The organism is Bacillus sp. B1-WWTP-T-0.5-Post-4 (assembly GCF_009183795.1).
Taxonomy (GTDB): Bacteria; Bacillota; Bacilli; order Bacillales; family Bacillaceae_G; genus Bacillus_A; species Bacillus_A cereus.
Window position 1 is genome coordinate 36,978 of record NZ_WEIJ01000006.1, and the last position, 19,646, is coordinate 56,623.

The following is a 19,646-nucleotide window of genomic DNA, read 5'->3' on the forward strand; positions in this document are numbered from 1 at the left end:
CTCTGTTTCCAGTATTCATTTCAGGAAGAGGACTAAACAGTTAGTATTACTTTCCCTGTACTTTTTCTACTTTCGACCCATTCATGTGCTTTCCCTGCATCTTGAAGTGGAAAAGATTTCGTAGCCTTAATTTGTAAACGTCCGTCACGCAAATAACGGAAAACTTCATTTGCAGTTTCTTGGAGCAGTTCAGGACGCTTTTTTCGTGTGGTTCCAAAGCTAAAACCGAGTATAGAGCGGCAACTTGCATGTAAATCTTTCGTTTGAAAGTTACCAATTTCACCGCTAGCATTACCGAAATGAACGAGGCGACCGTAAAAAGCAAGGCAGTTTAAACTTCTTTCAGAAACAGTTCCAGAAATAGAGTCCAAAATAATATTCACTCCTTCTCCGTTTGTCAGCTCATTGACTTTCTCTACAAAATCTTCAGTTTGATGACAAATAACATAATCAGCTCCAGCATCTAAAGCGATTTTTCTTTTCGTTTCACTTCCGATAGTACCGATAACTGTTCTAGCCCCTAATAGTTTTGCAAATTGAATTGCGGTAGTACCAATCCCGCCAGCAGCTGCATGAATGAGTACAGATTCACCTTTTTGAATCCTTGCAACATTTGCGAGTAAATTATAGCTTGTAAAAGATACGATCGGACAAGCGGCTGCAGTGTGAAAGTCAACTTCATGGGGTAATACGAAAGTAAGATTTTCATTTGCAACAACGTATTCTGCGTAAGATCCATTTTGAGGAAAAGCAATGACACGTTGTCTAGGGTGAATATTTTTCACATGAGAACCGACACGTTCTACAATACCAGTGGCATCTATACCTGGAATAAAAGGTAGTGCTTTATTTCCTTTTTTACCATAACGTGATTTAATATCAGCGAAATTTACACTAGTAGCAACTACGCGAATTAAAACTTGATCTTCTGAAATAGCCGGTATATCAAAATCTGTATATTTCATCACTTCAGGACCACCGAACGACGTTACAACGATAGCTTTCATTATATGTCCTCCTAAATTTGACTATATAAATTATTTTAAATCTTTATCAGAAATTGGAAAATTATATAATAGTTATGTGTGGTTATAAGTGAAGCTTATGAACTCAGTGGATCATTATATTAATTTATATAAAAAACTTTTTCGGAAAAATCGAACGAAATATGAATTACCTGCCAATATATAGTGTAAGACAAAGGAGGGCTGGAATATGAAGGATGAAATAGATTACGCACATTTAATTCAATTAACTTTATCAGGCAATAAAGAAGCGTATAGCGAATTGTATGATGTAACGATTCAAGAAGTATATAAAACAGCACATTTTTTAATTGAAGATAAAACGGATGTAGATGATGTCGTTCAAGAAGTATACATACAGCTATATGAATCGCTTCGTAAATATGATAGCGAGAAGCCATTTCGCCCTTGGCTAATTGGGCTTGCGATTAAACAAATTCATTCTTATAGAAGAAAGAGGTGGATGCGACTACGAATTATAAAAAAAGCAGAAGAGCAAAGAAAGCCAGTGCAAATTGATTTTTCTAACGATGTTGTAAGTAAAATATCAAACCAAAAACTAATCGAACTCATTCATAAATTACCGTATAAATTGAAACAAGTTATTATCTTAAGATACTTACACGATTATTCACAAGAAGAAGTAGCACAAATATTACATATTCCAATCGGTACAGTGAAATCTAGAATTCATGCGGCATTAAAGAAACTACGTCAAAAAGAGCAAGTAGAAGAAATTTTTTTAGGAGAGGTAGGGAATGTGAAATGAGTTTAGATTGTAGAGTTAGGGAATCTATACAAGAAGAAGCAAAGGGTATTGTTGCCCCGCCGGATTTAAAAGAAAAAGTAATCGTGCAAATAAAAATGAAGCACGGCGAGAGTAAGAGGAAGAAACGCCTTATCGCAGGAGTACTTGCAGCAGCTCTTTTAATCCCGACGACAGGTTTTGCGTATCAATCTATTATGGCGGATGGTATATATGGATCTTTTGAGAATTTAAAAAAACATGCCGGAGCAATGACATTAGAAACGTATATGCGTTTTAATGCAAAATTATCAGAAGCGAAAGATGAAATGGGTGCAAAGGAATATGAAGAGTTTACAAAAGAACTGAAAAAATTAACTAATGCAAAGCTTGCGTACGGAGATTCAAACGGTAATATTGATTATGATGAATTATCACCAGGAAAAAGAGCAGAAATGAAAAAGGTAAGTATGAGCCTTCAACCATACTTTGATAAACTAAATGGTCATAAATCTAGTAAAGAGATATTAACAAAAGAAGAGTTTGATCGCTATGTGGAAGCTTTAATGACATATGAAATAGTACAAGTGAAGACAAAATCAACTGGTGGAATGAAAGTAGAAGAAGTACCTGAGGCGTACAAAGAAAGATTTATTAAAGCAGAGCAGTTTATGGAGTATGTAAATGAAAAGGTGCGATAAGTAAAAAGCTCAAAGCTTTAGCTTCGAGCTTTTTTTATTGAAAGAAAATAAAGTATTCAATTATATTTTTTCATCGTTGCATGATCCTTTTGTATAAAACAATCTAAAAGGGAATAACCAGCTATTAAACTAATAATCGTAACAAAAGTTGTATTTATTAGAATAATATTAACTAAATAAGGTAGGTATTCGGCAAGTGGTGAAAAGAGTAGTGCTGGGGAAAAGGAAATGAATAGTGTAGGCACTGTAATAGCAATAAATTTATCCGGTTGAAAGCTCCAGTTTTGTTTACTCGTTTCGCGATTAATAGATTGAAGGAATCGTAATAAAATGCCAACTATAAGAGGGAAGAGTGTAAAGTAGAATAATCTTGGATAAACGTTAAAGTTCACTTGTGCATCTGTATCTAAATAAAATTGAATTTTTACTCCTACAAATAATAATAAGACGATAAATAATGTGAAGCAGAGGTATAGCATCAATTTTTGCATTATATTCCACCATCCTTTACTCAAAATATATTCAAAAAAAGAAGAGATATACAATAACTACTGTTGTATATCTCTTCTTTTACTGTTAGTTAATAGTGGAGTTTGCTTTTTCTTGCTTCGTGAAATAATCAATAATACCCATTGCGCTAATTTCTATATCTAAATGTAAAATATTATAAACGGAATGATCTGATGGAACGTTTAACTTTGTAAGATGAGAAGAGATTTTATCCATTAACAAAGTTTGTAAAGCTTTAGTCGCTTCATCGAAATCATTATACTTTTCAAAGACTTCCTTACCAGTCTGAACGAAAATAGGTAGCCAATGTTCCAGTTGATTATATACTTCTGTAACATTGGATGATGCACCATAATGCCCGAAATAAATAGTATCTACATCCATACTTTGAATGTGATTTTTAGAAGCAATCATCGCATCTGGTTGAAATTGTGAAGGGGACGTTGATGGTAGATACAGTTCTACACCAAGGTCTGCGAGTTCTCTATAATAAATTCCAATTGTATCGCCAGTAAAAATCCCGTTTGTTAATGAATCGTGAATGCTAATATGGTGCTTCGCATGTCCTGGTGTATCATAAAATGTAAGGGTGCGGTCTTTTGCAATTTTTAACGTATCACCATGTTGTACAATATGAACACGTTCTTCTTCAATTGGAAGAATTGGGTCAAAGAGTTTATCGAAATCTTCTTTGTAGACAGCTTTTGCACCTAAAATAAGTTTTGTTGGATCAATCATATGACGAGCACCACGAGAATGCACATATAACGTAGCATTTGGACACTGTTCCATCATTAAACCAGCTGCGCCAGCGTGATCTAAATGCACATGTGTAACGATAATGTTTTTAACATCGTTTAAATCAATATGTAATTGTTGTAAGCCGTCTAAAATATACGGAAGAGAAGGGGCTGCACAAGTTTCAATTAAAGTAATATCGTCACCTAATAAAACATACGTACCTGTTCGTTCATTATGCTGTAAATCGAAATCATCAATAAGATATAGGTGAGAAGATAATTGCTCTACTTTTTTCATATTTACCACTCCTTATATACTGCATGTTTTTATTATACGCTAAAATAGAAAAAAGGCAGAAAACGAAAGCTCGTCTTCTGCCTTTTTGTAATATTATTATTTCGTTTGTTGTTTATTAATAGACATAATGAACAGTCCAACAATCCCGCCTACTAATGGAAGCATAATTTCTCCTGCTAAATTAAAGTAGGAGCTTAAGAATAAACCATTTACATCGATTACCCAGCCAGTAACATACAATAACATCATATATAGTACGAAATAAAACTCGCGATTTGAAATCGTTTCATGTTGTGCAGTTTTCATAATGGACACCATCCTTTTCTTTTATAATGGAATATAAACTGTCACATTTTGTTCACATTTCAATTGTAAAACTTTCCATCATAAAAGTCTAGTGGTATGTGTCGAATTTTGAATGGAAATAAAGCGCTATCATTATATCTTATAAGTACGTAATAAGAGCTGTATATTCACGAATATAGTATAGTATAAACATAGAATGATAATGAAGAGAGGGGCAAAGACAATGACAGTTTATGATTTTTCAGCTAAAACAATTACAGGTGAAGAAAAATCGTTAAAAGATTACGAAGGAAAAGCACTTCTTATTGTCAATGTAGCTAGCAAATGTGGTTTTACACCACAATATAAAGGATTACAAGAGTTGTATGATAAATATAAAGACCAGGGACTCGAAATACTCGGATTCCCTTGTAACCAATTCGGGGGACAAGAACCAGGTACAGAAGCGGATATTACTAGTTTTTGTGAATTAAACTACGGTGTAAACTTCCCAATGTTTGCAAAGGTTGATGTGAAAGGTGATAAGGCTCATCCTTTATATACATACATGACAGAACAAGCACCAGGTTTACTCGGTATGAAAGCAGTAAAATGGAATTTTACGAAGTTTTTAATCGGAAAAGACGGGAAAGTAGTAGGGCGTTTTGCGCCGCAGACGAAGCCGGTAGATTTAGAAGTTGAGATTGAGAAGGTACTTGGAGAATAATTAGGAGTTTCACTTTATTAAAAAACGTCTCAAAGAACAATGTAGTTCTTTGAGACGTTTTCTTTAAACTCACATTTTCAAGATTAAATAACTGTATCAAAGCCATCTGATTTAGGTAGAGAAGCTGCTTTTTTCATAAGCACTTCCCATAAGTGTACAGATTTCTTCCATTCTTCTGCAGCCTGCCCATGTTTATATATAGCGTTCTCATAACTGGCAGTAAGTTGTTGCATATCGGCCGAGTTGTAAAGTGTATCGATATGGAGAGCGTATTCTCGGAATGTTTGACTTTCACTCCGTGGTATGCCAATTCTCGCAAATTGTTTTAAAAGTGCACCGTAAGCTTTTTGATAAACAGCATCATTTTTTCGGTATTTATAGAAATGAATAATAAGAAATGTCATCCATTTCATTCTAGTGGTGAAGAGAATGTATCCTATAATACTAATTAGTATCGTAGAGAGGAATACGTACCACCAAGAAAAACTAGTTTTAGAATTTGTGACCTTTTTAGTAGAAGCTTCTTCTATATTTTCTATTAAACTTTTAAGTTTTGTTTCATTATTTCGTTGTTGTATTTGCTCGTTATTAGAATTATTTGCTTCGCTATTTTGTGAAATAGGAGCAGGCGTATTATTTATAAAATTATAGGGATTGGTAAATCCTTTTGTTGGTTCGAATGGAATCCATCCGTATCCTGGGAAATATACTTCGACCCAAGAGTGTGCGTTATCGTTCGTGATTGTATAAACATCCGCACCTTCTGCAGAGGCAAGCGTATTGTCAAGAGTTCCTTCTGTATAGCCTTTTACCCAGCGAGCAGGAATCCCGGCAGAACGAAGTAGTACAATCATAGACGTCGAAAAATTATTACAGTAGCCGCTTTTTGTATCGAAAAGGAATTGATCTACATAATCTTGGCTTTTGGCAGGGAATAAGACATTCGTTGATTCGTATGTAAAAGAGTTGTCTGTGAAGTAATTTTCAATAGCTAATACTTTATCATATCGGTTGTCTTTATCATTTGTAAGATTGACAGCCAAGTCTTTTACGCGCTGTGGTAATGACTCGGGAAGTTGTGTGTACTTTGTCATAAAATAAGGGTTTGTTTCTTGACCTTCATTTGTTTTTACAGCTTTCAAGTTTTCTATGGAAAACTCAGGGATCTCATATGTTACTTTATACGAATGTAAAGTAGTAGAAGAGTCTCCATTCATTGTATAAATTTTTTCTGAAAACGGGTCAACACTGTATGATACATCAGAAGAAGCCTCAACTGATACTAATCCTGCTGGATAGGTAAGGTGAGGGTAACTTTTTTGCATGGTAATTGTTGCCTCAGTCGTTTCCGTTTTTGTATTTTGTTCGTACCAGCTTACGACGTCGTTTTTATTTTTAAAAGAAATCTTTTTCGGATTTTCAGAAATTTCCCAGCCTTTTCCTGTATAGAAATCTTTTGTTTCTACTCTCCAATATTGTTTGTTTTGCGTTCGTGCTGTGAAAACAATTGTAGGATCCGCCTTAAAAGGACCACCTAATCGCGAGTCATCTAAACCATACCCAATTGTAGAAACTTTTTGTTCTTTACTTGCTTCAGATGTGTTGAATTTTAAAAAATCCATTGGGTTTGGCCATTGAGGGCCAAATTTTGGAGCAAAGTATGCGATGGTTGCTAATAATACAATAAATATTGTAAGTGGTCTAAGTAATTTTGAGATTTCCCTAGCATAATTTTGTAAGTGTTCACGCTCTTTTATTCGTTCTACTTGAAGAAGACTAAGCATAAAAAATCCGATGACAACAGTTCGAATAATAGCGTAGTTTGCATTGTATAAATGTAAGTTATGAAAAGTTGCGATATAAATAATAGTCAATACAAGAAATAGAAACCCACGTTTTTTATGAATAATCCAAAATGAAGTGAAAGAACTCAAAAACCAAAATGAGAGAAAAAATAAAACCGTCGGAAAAACTGGAGAAATATCTAGTAAATTCCCTTGGAAAAATAGGGAGGAATTTCGAGACATATCAGAAAAGAATGTTGTTAGCCAAGATGGATTTATAAAAGCATTTTTATAATATAGGGAATGAATGATAAATAGGACTGTGACAATTTTTATTGGAATCTGCCACCTCGTTTGAAAAAAAGAGAGAGCGAAGCAAATTCCTATAAATGTTACGAAAATATCTAATCTACCTACATTTGTAATACCTATAAGAGGTCTTAGCCATTCTAGTAAAAGAAGAAATACACATGCATGCATAAAGAATCTGTTCGTATCCCACTTGTATTTTGTTTGTAATGTTATCATTTGCTCACCTCAAAAAACACGTTTGTATACCGGTTTTCATAAACCGTGTTTACAAATATTTGTCGTTTTTTTAGAGTTTCTAGTATACTGATTTCTCGGTGTGAAAGTTGATTCGCTTTTTCTTTCACGACAAAAACCATACATTTTCTATTTTTTATAGCAGCACAATCAGCCGCCTTTTGAATATCGGGAGAAAGATTACTGGTCACGAGTATAACCGTGACGGGCTCATAAATTTTTCTTAGTTCCATGTCTACACTCTGGGAGAGCGGGAATACACTGTCTGCTTGCACTTTTGCTAAATGACAAAGGATTTGTTGTAACTGCGTATCTCCATTGTCTAAAGGGAAAATAGTTTGTTCTTTTCCGATAGACACGAATGATGCTGGTGAATTTTGTTTCAAGACAGCCCTTACGATAGAGGCAGTAAATGTGACGACTGATTCGAATAGAGGAGACTCGGTTCTGTCTATGAATATCATGACATTATGGCTGCGCTGTTGTTCAAACTCTTTTGTCATAATATTGTTTGTTCGTGCAGTTGCTTTCCAATCAATCCATGAAAAGCGATCACCAGGTTTATAGTCTCTGACACCGACAGAGATTGTAGAGTCTTTTGCTGAATTTATATTTGCTGAAAGCGCTCCTTGTTCGAAATGATTTTCCAATTGTCGATATGCTATATCTACATACTGGGGATAGACTAAAAATGTATCTGGAACTGAAAAAGTTACTTCTTTCTCTATCATGCCGAATAAATCGCCAGTTTTGACACGAACGCTTGAAAAAGTGTGCTCGCCTCTAGGGATTGTGTCAATAACATATTGAAACGAAATATTTCGTTTCAATCCTGGGAAGAGTACTACCTTATTCATCTTTGTTTGTTTACAACTTATAAATTGTGGTGGCAGTTCATCTTCTATAACTAAATAAAGTAAGGGAAAAGGAAATTTTCTTTTTATTGTAATCGTGCTTACAAATTGTTCTCCTACTACATATCCATTCTGGTTTGTTATTCGCTTTACTTCAGCGTCCCGTAAAGCGTAGAAGGGGAGTAGTAGCGAATAAAGAGCAATGGGAATTATGCTGTAAAACAAAAACCAACTGACAAACCCGCCTTGAAACATAGCGTACATAAATGTTAAGACTAGGCATAAAGGGAGTAGCAATAACTTCATAACGTGATATAGCGCTCGCAGCATTCGTTTCATCAAGGGTTCATCGTCCTTTGAGTAGGCACGGTAGTTCGTGCAACGATTTTTGCGATAACTTGTTCGCCAGTTATTCCTTCAAATTTTGCTTCCATTTTTAGAATGAGTCTATGTGCTAAAACATAAGGAGCTAAAAATTTAACATCGTCTGGAATAACATAATTCCTGCCATGGATAAATGCATAAGCTTGTGAAGCTTTCATTAAAGCAATCGAGCCACGTGGACTTGCACCTAACTGTATAGAACTGTACGTACGAGTCTGATTAACAAGCTTTACAATGTAATGCTTAATTGCTTTGTCCATACTTACTACCTGTACGCTTTGTTGTAAATAAAGTAAATCTTCTATTGTAGTAATGGTTTGTAATTGAGAGAGTGGATTTGTTTTTTCCATCCGGTTTAAAATTTCAAATTCTTCCTCTGGTGTAGGATATCCCATTTTTAGTTTCAATAAGAAACGATCGAGCTGAGCTTCTGGTAGAGAATATGTTCCTTCATATTCGGCTGGATTTTGTGTAGCCATGACAAAGAACGGCTTTGGTAAAGGTCTTGTAATACCATCTATTGTAATATTGCCTTCTTCCATACATTCAAGTAAAGCAGATTGTGTCTTTGGAGATGTACGATTAATTTCATCAGCAAGTACAAAATTCCCCATAATTGGTCCAGGCTTGAACTCAAATTGGAGCTCTTTCGGATTATAAATAGAAACTCCTGTTACATCTGACGGCAATAAATCAGGTGTAAATTGAATTCGCTTATAATCAGCATCAATGGATTTAGAAAGAGCACGTACTAGCATTGTTTTCCCGACACCAGGAACATCTTCTAATAGCACATGACCTTCAGCTAAGAGAGCTGTCAAAGCTAAGATTGTTTCTTTTCGTTTTCCGACCATTATTTTTTCAATATTATTGATTATTTTTTCTACAGTGGGATGTAATGAATCAAGCTGGGGCATCGTAATCCTCCTAATGTTATTATCGTTTTCTAATCAATTTAGTGGACATATTTCTAATTCTATATGTAGATAGTAAAACTTCTACCTTGAATTCTGAGAATATTCAGATTATTTATTTCGATTACATCTAGTATAATTGTTTCCGTAACTAAGGGCAATACAGTAAATAATGATTTGTAGTTTTATGTAAAATAAGACTCGATATAAAATAATAACATTGGGAAAAATATTTTTACATACAATTTATACTCTTTTCCTTATGGCAGTTTTGAAATAATATCAAAACTCTTTTTCTTTTGCAAAATAGTCGATACCTCAAAATACCATTCTCCTAATAATTAAGATTAACCATAATCTTCACAACGGAACACAAGATTTTCTCACAAACTTATTTTCTACTGAATTTTTGACAATCTCTTGAACTGTGCGAAATGTCACATCTGTATTTTACAACCTCTCTTATAGTAAGGGTATGTAAGAGAGACGTATTAAAGGAGTGAACAGTATGAAGAAAAAAACTTCAGCACTAATGAGACGTTTAAAATATTTTTCACCAATAGATCGTTATAACGATAATCATACACAAGAAACATATGAAGATCGCGAATGGGAAAATGTGTACAGAAAGCGTTGGCAGCATGATAAAGTAATTCGTTCTACACACGGCGTGAACTGTACTGGTTCATGTAGCTGGAATATATATGTGAAAGATGGAATTGTAACTTGGGAAGGGCAGGAGCTTAACTATCCGACTACAGGTCCTGATATGCCAGATTTTGAACCGCGAGGATGCCCACGTGGAGCAAGTTTTTCTTGGTACATTTATAGTCCACTTCGTGTGAAATACCCGTATGTACGTGGTGTTCTTTGGAATATGTGGCAAGAAGAATTGCAAAATAACGAGTCACCATTAGAGGCTTGGAAAAGCATTGTGGAAAACCGTGAAAAGGCACGTACGTATAAGCAGGCGCGTGGTAAAGGGGGATTCATTCGTGCGAATTGGGATGAAGTGTTACAACTCGTTTCAGCTTCATTACTGTACACAGTAATGAAATACGGTCCAGACCGAAATGTTGGCTTTTCACCAATTCCAGCTATGTCGATGCTAAGTCATGCTGCTGGTAGTCGCTTTATGCAACTTATGGGTGGACCGATGCTTAGCTTCTATGATTGGTATGCGGATTTACCACCAGCTTCTCCTCAAATTTGGGGTGATCAAACAGATGTACCAGAAAGTAGTGACTGGTATAACTCTGGTTACATTATGACATGGGGTTCAAATGTACCAATGACGAGAACACCAGATGCACACTTTTTAGCAGAGGTTCGATATAAAGGAACGAAAGTTGTTTCTGTCAGTCCTGATTTCGCTGAATCAACAAAGTTTGCGGATGATTGGATTAGTGTGAAACAAGGTACAGACGGTGCACTTGCGATGGCAATGGGGCACGTAATCTTACAAGAATTTTACGTAGATAATCAAGTGGAATATTTCACAAAGTATGCGAAGCAATATACTGATTTTCCTTTCTTTGTCACATTGAAACAAAAAGGAGATCAATTCGTTGCTGATCGGTTCTTAAATGCTTCTGATATTGGACGAGAAACGAAGTTAGGGGAATGGAAACCTGTTCTTTGGAACGAGAATACGAATGATTTTGCAACACCTCACGGCACAATGGGGTCACGTTGGGATAATGAAAAGAAATGGAACTTGCGTTTAGAAGATGAAGAAACAGGTGAAAAGATTGATCCACGTCTTTCTTTACTTGGAATGGAAGAAGCGATTGGAACTGTACAAATTCCGTACTTCTCTGATGATGGAAACAAAGTATTAGAACGTACGATTCCAGTGAAAAAGGTTATGACAGAAGAGGGCGAAATGTTCGTTACAACTGTATACGACTTAACGTTAGCAAATTACGGTGTGAACAGAGGGCTTGGCGGACAAGAACCGAAAGACTTCAATGATGATATACCGTTTACACCTGCATGGCAAGAGAAAATGACAGGAGTAAAACGTGAGCTTATTATTCAAATCGCTCGTGAGTTCGCACAAAATGCTGTTGATACGAATGGTCGCTCAATGATAATTGTTGGAGCAGGTATTAACCATTGGTTTAACTCTGATACGATTTATCGCGCCGTTTTAAATCTTGTTCTTCTCGTTGGAGCACAAGGTGTAAACGGCGGTGGTTGGGCTCATTATGTTGGTCAAGAAAAATTAAGACCAGCAGAAGGATGGCAAACAATCGCGATGGCAAAAGATTGGCAAGGGCCGCCAAAATTACAAAATGGTACATCTTTCTTCTATTTCGTAACAGATCAATGGCGTTATGAAGATACACCTGTTGGACATTTAGCATCTCCAGTTGAAGGCAACTCTCGTTATCAACATCACGGTGATTACAACGTATTAGCTGCACGACTTGGCTGGTTACCTTCTTATCCAACATTCGAGAAAAATGGAATTGAATTATATAAAGAGGCTGTTGCTGCTGGTGCAACAAAGCAAGAAGAAATCGGAAAATATGTTGCACAAAAATTAAAAGAAAAAGAACTGAAATTTGCGATTGAAGATCCAGATAACAAAAACAACTTCCCGCGCAACTTATTCGTATGGCGTGCGAATTTAATTTCGAGTTCTGGTAAAGGACATGAATATTTCTTAAAACATTTATTAGGTACAACAAACGGGTTAATGAATGACGACAGTGATTCATTACGACCAGAAGAAATAAAGTGGCATGAAGAAGCGCCAGAAGGAAAGCTTGATTTACTCATTAATTTAGATTTCCGTATGGCTGGAACAGCACTGTATTCTGATATCGTCTTACCTGCTTCAACTTGGTACGAAAAACACGATTTGAGCAGTACAGATATGCATCCATTTGTACATCCATTTAATCCGGCAATCGGTTCACCGTGGGAAGCGCGCTCTGACTGGGATATTTTCACTTCACTTTCTAAAGCTGTGTCAGATTTAGCGAAGAAAATTGATCTTGAACCAATGAAAGAAGTTGTTGCAACACCACTTCTTCATGATACACCGCAAGAATTAGCGCAACCACTTGGCAAGATTAAAGATTGGAGTAAAGGTGAATGTGAACCAATCCCGGGTAAAACGATGCCACAAATTCACGTTGTTGAAAGGGATTATAAAACGATTTATGACAAAATGACTGCGCTTGGACCGAATGTCGGAAAACAACCGATTGGTACGAAAGGGATCTCTTGGTCTGCGGAAAAAGAATATGAGCAATTAAAGAGCAAATTAGGAGTTGTTCGAACGGATTCTATCGCGAAAGATTGCCCAGACATAAAAGAAGCAATCAATGCTGCTGAAGCGGTATTAACACTATCTTCTACAACAAACGGTCATATGGCAGTAAAAGCATGGGAAGCACTTGAAAAACAAACAGATCTAAAATTACGTGATTTAGCAGAAGAACGTGAAGAGGAATGCTTCACATTCGAACAAATTACAGCACAGCCGAAAACAGTAATTACTTCTCCAGCATTTACAGGTTCAGAAAAAGGTGGACGCCGTTACTCACCGTTTACAACAAATGTGGAACGTCTTATCCCTTGGAGAACGATAACTGGTCGACAATCTTTCTACTTAGACCATGACATGATGAAAGAATTTGGTGAAACGATGGCAACATTTAAACCAATTCTGCAACATAAACCGTTCCGTAAATCACGGCCCGAAGTAGAAGGGAAAGAGATTACACTAAACTATTTAACACCGCATAATAAGTGGTCGATTCATAGTATGTACTTCGATTCATTACCGATGTTAACGCTATTTAGAGGTGGTCCAACTGTTTGGATGAATAAAGAGGACGCTGCTGAAGCGGGTGTTGCAGATAATGATTGGATTGAGTGCTTTAATCGTAACGGTGTTGTTGTAGCGCGTGCTGTTGTAACGCATCGTATACCGAGAGGAATGGCATTTATGCACCATGCGCAAGATCGTCACATTAACGTACCTGGTACGAAATTAACAAGTAACCGCGGGGGAACGCATAATAGTCCAACTCGAATTCACGTAAAACCGACACATATGATTGGTGGATACGGTCAATTAAGTTATGGATTTAACTATTATGGTCCGACTGGGAACCAGCGCGATTTAAACGTTGTAATTCGCAAACTGAAGGAGGTAGATTGGCTTGAAGATTAAAGCACAAGTCGGAATGGTAATGAACCTAGATAAATGCATCGGCTGCCATACTTGTAGCGTAACGTGCAAAAACACCTGGACAAATCGTCCAGGTGCTGAATATATGTATTTCAATAACGTAGAAACAAAACCTGGAATTGGTTATCCGAAACAATGGGAAGATCAGGATAAATATAAAGGCGGCTGGGAATTGAAAAATGGTGAAATTCAGCTGAAATCTGGTTCGAAAATGAAGCGTCTTATGAACATTTTCCACAATCCAGATCAACCAACAATTGATGATTACTTTGAACCTTGGAATTATGATTATGAAACATTAACAAATAGCCCACAGCGTAAGCATCAACCAGTTGCTCGTCCGAAATCAGCAATTACAGGCGAATTTATCGACAAAATTGAATGGGGTCCAAACTGGGAGGACGATTTAGCAGGCGGACATATAACAGGATTGCAAGATCCGAACGTAAAGAAAATGGAAGAAGAAATTAAAACTGATTTTGAAAACGTCTTTATGATGTATTTACCACGCATATGCGAACATTGTATGAATCCATCGTGCGTATCATCTTGTCCATCTGGTGCAATGTATAAACGTGAAGAAGACGGGATTGTACTTGTGGATCAAAATGCATGTCGTGCTTGGAGATTCTGCGTATCATCTTGCCCATATAAAAAAGTGTATTTTAACTGGCAAACGAATAAAGCTGAAAAATGTACAATGTGCTTCCCACGTATTGAAGCTGGTATGCCAACAATTTGTTCAGAAACATGTGTAGGACGTATCAGGTATATTGGGGTAATGCTATATGACGCTGATAAAGTAAAAGAAGCAGCTTCTGTTGAAGACGAAAAAGATTTATATGAATCTCAGCTTACTGTTTTCCTAGATCCAAATGATCCAGAAATAGCAGCTGAGGCGAAAAAACAAGGCATTCCTGAAGAATGGATTAAAGCGGCACAACAGTCACCAATCTATAAAATGATTATCGATTGGAAAATTGCTCTGCCTCTTCATCCAGAGTATCGTACAATGCCGATGGTTTGGTATATTCCGCCGCTTAGCCCAATTATGAATATGGTGGAAGGGAAAGGCAGTAACTGGCAAGCAGAAGAGATTTTCCCTGCTATCGATAATATGCGTATTCCAATTCAATATTTAGCGAATTTACTCACTGCAGGAGATGAATCACACATTCGTCTTACATTGAAGAAAATGGCTGTTATGCGAACGCATATGAGAGCGCTGCAAATTAATAAAGAGCCAAATGAAGCTGTATTAAAAGAACTTGGTTTAACAAAACAGGATGTAGAAGATATGTATCGTCTTCTTGCTATTGCGAAATATAAAGATCGTTTTGTTATCCCGACGTCTCACCGAGAACAAGTTGCAGATTTATATAGTGAACAAGGAAGCTGTGGTTTATCATTCGCAGGTGGCCCAGGCTCTTGTATGACAATTTCTTAAATAAAGGGGGCAGCAAATTATGAAACAAAGTTTACGAACTGCTTTTTCTTGTTCTTCATTCCTTCTCTCCTACCCGGAACTCGGGTGGAGGGAAGCTTTAACTGAATTACTAGAAGAGATGGAAGCGATTGAACAGGACGATGTTAAAGCTTCACTTACAACATTTATAAAACAAGCGCTACATAAAACGAACGATCAACTTATTGATGGTTACGTATATACATTTGATTTTGGTAAAAAGACGAATATGTATTTAACGTATATGAACACTGGTGAACAAAGAGAAAGAGGGATTGAATTACTAGAGTTAAAGCAACATTATAAAAAATCGGGTTTTGAAGTAACAGATAAAGAACTACCTGATTATTTACCGCTATTACTCGAGTTTTTTGCAAATGCAAATGAGCAAGACAGTGAACCAATTATGAGTAAATACAAGGAGAATATACAAGCATTACACGTTCAGTTAAAAGAAGCAGGTAGTATGTATGAACCAATTCTTGCGGCTGTTCTACTCGCTATCGAAGCATGGGATGTACAGACAAATTAGAAAGGAGAGTTGTTAAAATGATGAATCAATTTCTATGGGTATTGTTTCCATATATCATTTTTGCAATCTTTATCGGTGGACATATTTTTAGATACAACTATGATCAATTTGGCTGGACATCAAAATCTAGTGAACTATTAGAAAAGAAAATGCTCCGAATCGGAAGTCTATTATTCCACTTTGGGATTATGTTCGTAATTGGCGGTCATGTTATGGGGATATTAATTCCAGAAGCTGTATACCGTTCGATAGGTATTTCTGAGCATACGTATCACATAATGGCAATTAGTTTCGGGCTCCCGGCAGGTGTTGCTTCTATCATCGGTTTAATTATATTAACGTACCGCCGCGTAACTGTAAAACGTATCATTGCAACGAGCACAAAGGGAGATTATATTGCGCTTATTTTATTACTTATCGTAATGTTAGCAGGACTTTCTTCAACATTTTTAAATATCGATTCAAAAGGATTTGATTATCGTACAACAATTGGCCCTTGGTTCCGAAGTCTCTTTATTTTCCAACCGAAAGTTGAATATATGACGGAAGTACCAGTATGGTTTAAAATTCATATTCTTGCAGGGATGGGTTTATTCGCAGTGTGGCCATTTACAAGACTAGTACATGTATTTAGTGCCCCAATTAAATATGTAAGCCGTAGTTATGTAATTTACAGAAGACGTATTCCTAATGAGTTGAAAAAATAATACTGCTGTAAACGGATAGGAGTTAGCAGCTAAAACGAAACGAGGTCTCATATGGCAGGCCTCGTTTTTGTTTACATAGGAAATAATCGTTAATAAGTAGTTTAAATTGAAAAAAGATTAGCATCTAAATAAGATGCTAATCAATGCTACAAACAGAAGCAGAGCAATCTTCACAAGCAATTTCACATTTTAAAAATTGTAAATCGTGGATTGTAATCTTTCCTTTATGAATCGAAATTGTACCTTGCTTTTTTAATTCATTTAACATTCGATTTACACTTTCACGTGAAGTTGCACAGAAATTAGCAAGTTCTTGATTTGTTAATGGTAAATCGATGAGAATCCCATTTTCTTTTAATACACCGTAACTATTTGTCATTCGTATAAGAGTAGAGTACAGGGCACCTTTTTTGCCGTGTAATACTAAATCTCGGAACTTCGTTTGCATTCTTCTTAAATGTTCACTAATCCATTTCATAAATTCAAATACAAGTGCTGGTTTTTGGAGTAATGCTTTTTCTAACGCTTCACGCTTTATAACTCCTACTTCAACATCTTCAAGGCATTTTGAATTTAATAAGTATTTCGCATTGTCCGTGAATAATGTTAGTTCTCCAATAATGTCATATTCCGAACAAATTCGAAGTGTCAATTCTTGTCCGTCAGCACTTAATTTACTAATTTGTACTTTTCCTGAGTGGATGATATAGAGCTCTGTTGCCTCCATACCTTCTTGAAAAATAAAACTACCTTTTTTAATTTGCATTTTATATTCAACAGATGCAAGTAATTCTTTTAAATCTTGAGATAATGTCATACTGTTTGCCACAGTGATCACCTTTCTTCTTATAAGCAATACATTTCCTATTTTGAGTGTAAGTATGATGAAAATGCAAGAGCTATTTTAAAAATAAATTGAAATTTCAATGACCGTAAGGGGAAGAAATCTTCAGTTTTTAGTTTGAAAAATTCAATAGACAAAGTGGATGAGATTAAAGATGTGAACAAAATTCGAACGGATTTGTGAAGAATTTTTGAATGGGGAAAGTAATGTGAGAAAAGTCACATTGAATATGTAGCTTCTTTTTTATAATGAAGGCAAATAAAAAAATTGAAAGCTTACTAAGGATTGCAGCAGAAAAGAAGGGATATAGATGCATGAGAACATGAAAGATTCTTTAGAACGGCCACTTCAAGATTTACGTATTTCAGTTATTGATCGTTGTAATTTTAGGTGTACATACTGTATGCCTGCTGAAGTGTTCGGACCTGATTACGCTTTTTTAAAGGAAGAGCTTTTATTAACGTTCGATGAAATAGAAAGATTAGCGAGATTATTTATAAGTATGGGAATCAATAAAATTAGGCTTACTGGCGGTGAACCTTTATTGCGTAAAGACTTACCGACGTTAATTGCAAGACTTGCAAAGCTAGAAGGCTTAAAAGATATTGGGCTCACAACAAACGGAATTCATTTAGCAAAACAAGCTAAGGCGCTAAAAGACGCAGGATTAAAGCGAGTAAATATTAGTTTAGATGCAATAGAGGATCATGTCTTCCAAAAAATTAATGGAAGAAATATAAGTACGAAACCTGTATTGAAAGGAGTTCAAGCAGCGAAGGCAGCTGGATTAGAAGTAAAGGTAAATATGGTCGTAAAAAAAGGGATGAATGATAGTCAAATTCTTCCTATGGCTCAGTATTTTAAAGAACAAGAAATACAGTTACGTTTCATTGAGTTTATGGATGTAGGCAGTACGAACGGATGGAACTTTGAACAAGTCGTTACGAAGGAACAATTAATAGAAAAAATTAATCGTGTATATCCAATTGAACTTGTTAAACCTCGTTACTTTGGAGAAGTTGCGAAATTGTATCGATATGTAGGAAGCGATGCCGAAGTTGGATTTATTACTTCAGTCTCTGATTCATTCTGTTCTTTTTGTACGAGAGCCCGTATTTCGGCAGACGGCAAGTTTTATACATGCTTATTTGGAGAAAAAGGAACGGATTTGCGAACGCTTCTTAGAGAAAATATTTCGGATGCCTCACTACTAAAAATTCTCCAACATACATGGCGATATAGAACAGATCGATATTCAGATGAAAGAACGGTGGAAAGTACAAATAAACGTCAAAAAGTTGAAATGTCGTATATTGGCGGGTAGTGAAAGGAGGATTCCTTATGCAAGAGCGATATTCAAGGCAAGTGTTGTTTTCTAGAATTGGTGAAATGGGACAAAGAAAAATAAGAAAGAAACATGTGCTCCTAATCGGTGCGGGTGCACTAGGAGCTGCGAATGCGGAAGCACTCGTTAGGATGGGAATTGGGAAATTGACAATTGCCGATCGTGACTATGTCGAATGGAGTAATTTACAGCGGCAACAGTTATATACAGAAGAAGATGCAAAACAATGCAAACCAAAAGCAATTGCAGCGGCAGAACATGTAAGAAAGATTAATTCTGAGGTGGAAATTGTACCAGTTGTAACGGATGTCACAATGAAAGAAATGGAAGAGTTAACGAAAGAAGTGGATCTCATATTAGATGCGACTGACAATTTTGATACGCGTCTACTTATAAATGATATTTCACAAAAAGAAAATATACCTTGGGTATACGGTGGATGCATTGGAAGTTACGGTGTAACGTACACAATTCTTCCAGGAAAAACACCATGTTTTCGATGCTTAATGGATCAACCTATGGGCGGTGCAACATGTGATACAGCGGGAGTTATTCAGCCAGCTGTACAGGTGGTTGTTGCTCACCAAGTGACAGAAGCAATGAAAATATTGGTGGATGATTTCGAGGCGCTAAGAGGAACAATGTTATCATTTGATATTTGGAACAATCAATTTCTCTCATTAAAAGTAAATAAACAGAAAAAAAGTACATGTCCATCTTGCGGAAATACACGTACGTATCCAAGTTTAACATTTGAAGCGCAGATGAAAACGGAAGTATTATGCGGACGGAATACAGTCCAAATCCGTCCAGGAATAAAGAGAGTTCTAAATTTAAACGAAATCAAAAAAAGATTACAAAAAATTGTACATGTCCAAAAAACGCCGTACTTACTAGCATTTCTAATTGATGAATATCGTTTCGTTTTATTTACAGACGGTAGGGCATTTATTCATGGGACAAATGATGTGAAAATAGCAAAACGATTGTACGCAAAATATATAGGCTGAATAGAAAGTGAGTTTCACTT

17 protein-coding genes are annotated in these 19,646 nt (G+C 36.1%); 9 read left to right on the top strand and 8 right to left on the bottom strand.

Translation table 11 applies throughout. The features are described 5' to 3' along the window. Positions 1-32: 32 nt before the first annotated feature. The gene (locus GBN91_RS18755) at positions 33-1,007 is read right to left on the bottom strand and encodes a quinone oxidoreductase family protein (RefSeq protein WP_152121990.1); all 975 of its coding nucleotides are present in this window, start codon (positions 1,005-1,007) and stop codon (positions 33-35) included. A 208-nt stretch (positions 1,008-1,215) separates the two neighbouring features. Here GBN91_RS18755 and GBN91_RS18760 point away from each other — a divergent pair, with 208 nt between their 5' ends. Then, positions 1,216-1,794, top strand: coding sequence for a sigma-70 family RNA polymerase sigma factor (locus tag GBN91_RS18760; protein ID WP_000650920.1), 579 nt, complete (start codon positions 1,216-1,218; stop codon positions 1,792-1,794). Continuing rightward, positions 1,791-2,471: a DUF3600 domain-containing protein gene (locus GBN91_RS18765; protein ID WP_000050669.1), complete on the top strand. Its 681-nt coding sequence runs from the start codon at positions 1,791-1,793 to the stop codon at positions 2,469-2,471. The genes GBN91_RS18760 and GBN91_RS18765 overlap by 4 nt, the downstream gene beginning before the upstream one ends. A 56-nt stretch (positions 2,472-2,527) precedes the next feature. Here GBN91_RS18765 and GBN91_RS18770 read toward each other — a convergent pair whose 3' ends face one another. The 3 genes from GBN91_RS18770 to GBN91_RS18780 all read right to left on the bottom strand — a co-directional run bounded on the left by GBN91_RS18770 (position 2,528) and on the right by GBN91_RS18780 (position 4,325). Beyond that, a complete protein-coding gene (locus tag GBN91_RS18770) occupies positions 2,528-2,962 on the bottom strand; it encodes a hypothetical protein (RefSeq protein ID WP_001170913.1) in 435 nt (144 codons plus the stop codon). 85 nt (positions 2,963-3,047) lie between these two features. Further along, complete coding sequence (locus GBN91_RS18775; protein WP_000754974.1) at positions 3,048-4,019, bottom strand: MBL fold metallo-hydrolase; 972 nt, start codon at positions 4,017-4,019, stop codon at positions 3,048-3,050. Positions 4,020-4,115: 96 nt separating this feature from the next. Beyond that, positions 4,116-4,325, bottom strand: a complete 210-nt coding sequence (locus tag GBN91_RS18780) for a DUF3925 domain-containing protein (RefSeq protein ID WP_000844984.1) — start codon at positions 4,323-4,325, stop codon at positions 4,116-4,118. Between the two features lie 223 nt (positions 4,326-4,548). Between GBN91_RS18780 and bsaA the strand changes: the two genes are divergently transcribed. Next, a complete protein-coding gene (gene bsaA / locus GBN91_RS18785) occupies positions 4,549-5,031 on the top strand; it encodes a glutathione peroxidase (protein ID WP_152121992.1) in 483 nt (160 codons plus the stop codon). Between the two features lie 83 nt (positions 5,032-5,114). On the opposite strand, the gene GBN91_RS18790 is transcribed toward bsaA, so the two are convergent. From GBN91_RS18790 to GBN91_RS18800, 3 genes are read right to left on the bottom strand one after another with little or no spacing between them, the layout of a single operon-like run. Then, a complete protein-coding gene (locus GBN91_RS18790) occupies positions 5,115-7,343 on the bottom strand; it encodes a transglutaminase TgpA family protein (RefSeq protein ID WP_152121994.1) in 2,229 nt (742 codons plus the stop codon). Further along, positions 7,340-8,554, bottom strand: a complete 1,215-nt coding sequence (locus GBN91_RS18795; protein ID WP_086411521.1) for a DUF58 domain-containing protein — start codon at positions 8,552-8,554, stop codon at positions 7,340-7,342. The genes GBN91_RS18790 and GBN91_RS18795 overlap by 4 nt, the downstream gene beginning before the upstream one ends. Further along, positions 8,554-9,516 (bottom strand): AAA family ATPase, encoded by a 963-nt coding sequence (locus GBN91_RS18800; RefSeq protein WP_152121996.1) that lies wholly within the window; start codon positions 9,514-9,516, stop codon positions 8,554-8,556. The genes GBN91_RS18795 and GBN91_RS18800 overlap by 1 nt, the downstream gene beginning before the upstream one ends. A gap of 505 nt (positions 9,517-10,021) precedes the next feature. Here GBN91_RS18800 and GBN91_RS18805 point away from each other — a divergent pair. The 4 genes from GBN91_RS18805 to narI are packed head-to-tail and all read left to right on the top strand — an operon-like array spanning position 10,022 to position 16,427. Next, positions 10,022-13,705: a nitrate reductase subunit alpha gene (locus GBN91_RS18805; protein ID WP_086411520.1), complete on the top strand. Its 3,684-nt coding sequence runs from the start codon at positions 10,022-10,024 to the stop codon at positions 13,703-13,705. Then, on the top strand, positions 13,695-15,170 hold the full coding sequence (narH, locus tag GBN91_RS18810) for a nitrate reductase subunit beta (protein WP_152121998.1): 1,476 nt from the start codon (positions 13,695-13,697) through the stop codon (positions 15,168-15,170). The genes GBN91_RS18805 and narH overlap by 11 nt, the downstream gene beginning before the upstream one ends. A gap of 19 nt (positions 15,171-15,189) precedes the next feature. Further along, positions 15,190-15,720, top strand: coding sequence for a nitrate reductase molybdenum cofactor assembly chaperone (gene narJ, locus GBN91_RS18815; protein WP_049107457.1), 531 nt, complete (start codon positions 15,190-15,192; stop codon positions 15,718-15,720). 17 nt (positions 15,721-15,737) lie between these two features. Next, on the top strand, positions 15,738-16,427 hold the full coding sequence (gene narI / locus GBN91_RS18820) for a respiratory nitrate reductase subunit gamma (RefSeq protein ID WP_000981851.1): 690 nt from the start codon (positions 15,738-15,740) through the stop codon (positions 16,425-16,427). Positions 16,428-16,563: 136 nt separating this feature from the next. Here narI and GBN91_RS18825 read toward each other — a convergent pair whose 3' ends face one another. Beyond that, positions 16,564-17,256: a Crp/Fnr family transcriptional regulator gene (locus GBN91_RS18825; RefSeq protein WP_000013866.1), complete on the bottom strand. Its 693-nt coding sequence runs from the start codon at positions 17,254-17,256 to the stop codon at positions 16,564-16,566. Positions 17,257-17,581: 325 nt separating this feature from the next. Here GBN91_RS18825 and moaA point away from each other — a divergent pair, with 325 nt between their 5' ends. Next, complete coding sequence (gene moaA, locus GBN91_RS18830; protein ID WP_152122000.1) at positions 17,582-18,595, top strand: GTP 3',8-cyclase MoaA; 1,014 nt, start codon at positions 17,582-17,584, stop codon at positions 18,593-18,595. Positions 18,596-18,612: 17 nt separating this feature from the next. Further along, a complete protein-coding gene (locus GBN91_RS18835) occupies positions 18,613-19,626 on the top strand; it encodes a molybdopterin-synthase adenylyltransferase MoeB (protein ID WP_016122392.1) in 1,014 nt (337 codons plus the stop codon). Positions 19,627-19,646: the final 20 nt, after the last annotated feature.

Coding starts and splice junctions, on each gene's coding strand:
- narJ (WP_049107457.1), top strand. CDS start 15,190: ATGAAACAAAGTTTACGAACTGCTTTTTCTTGTTCTTCATTCCTTCTC.
- GBN91_RS18770 (WP_001170913.1), bottom strand. CDS start 2,962: ATGCAAAAATTGATGCTATACCTCTGCTTCACATTATTTATCGTCTTA.
- GBN91_RS18795 (WP_086411521.1), bottom strand. CDS start 8,554: ATGAAACGAATGCTGCGAGCGCTATATCACGTTATGAAGTTATTGCTA.
- moaA (WP_152122000.1), top strand. CDS start 17,582: ATGCATGAGAACATGAAAGATTCTTTAGAACGGCCACTTCAAGATTTA.
- GBN91_RS18755 (WP_152121990.1), bottom strand. CDS start 1,007: ATGAAAGCTATCGTTGTAACGTCGTTCGGTGGTCCTGAAGTGATGAAA.
- GBN91_RS18805 (WP_086411520.1), top strand. CDS start 10,022: ATGAAGAAAAAAACTTCAGCACTAATGAGACGTTTAAAATATTTTTCA.
- GBN91_RS18765 (WP_000050669.1), top strand. CDS start 1,791: ATGAGTTTAGATTGTAGAGTTAGGGAATCTATACAAGAAGAAGCAAAG.
- GBN91_RS18775 (WP_000754974.1), bottom strand. CDS start 4,019: ATGAAAAAAGTAGAGCAATTATCTTCTCACCTATATCTTATTGATGAT.
- narI (WP_000981851.1), top strand. CDS start 15,738: ATGATGAATCAATTTCTATGGGTATTGTTTCCATATATCATTTTTGCA.
- bsaA (WP_152121992.1), top strand. CDS start 4,549: ATGACAGTTTATGATTTTTCAGCTAAAACAATTACAGGTGAAGAAAAA.
- GBN91_RS18790 (WP_152121994.1), bottom strand. CDS start 7,343: ATGATAACATTACAAACAAAATACAAGTGGGATACGAACAGATTCTTT.
- GBN91_RS18835 (WP_016122392.1), top strand. CDS start 18,613: ATGCAAGAGCGATATTCAAGGCAAGTGTTGTTTTCTAGAATTGGTGAA.
- GBN91_RS18760 (WP_000650920.1), top strand. CDS start 1,216: ATGAAGGATGAAATAGATTACGCACATTTAATTCAATTAACTTTATCA.
- GBN91_RS18800 (WP_152121996.1), bottom strand. CDS start 9,516: ATGCCCCAGCTTGATTCATTACATCCCACTGTAGAAAAAATAATCAAT.
- GBN91_RS18780 (WP_000844984.1), bottom strand. CDS start 4,325: ATGAAAACTGCACAACATGAAACGATTTCAAATCGCGAGTTTTATTTC.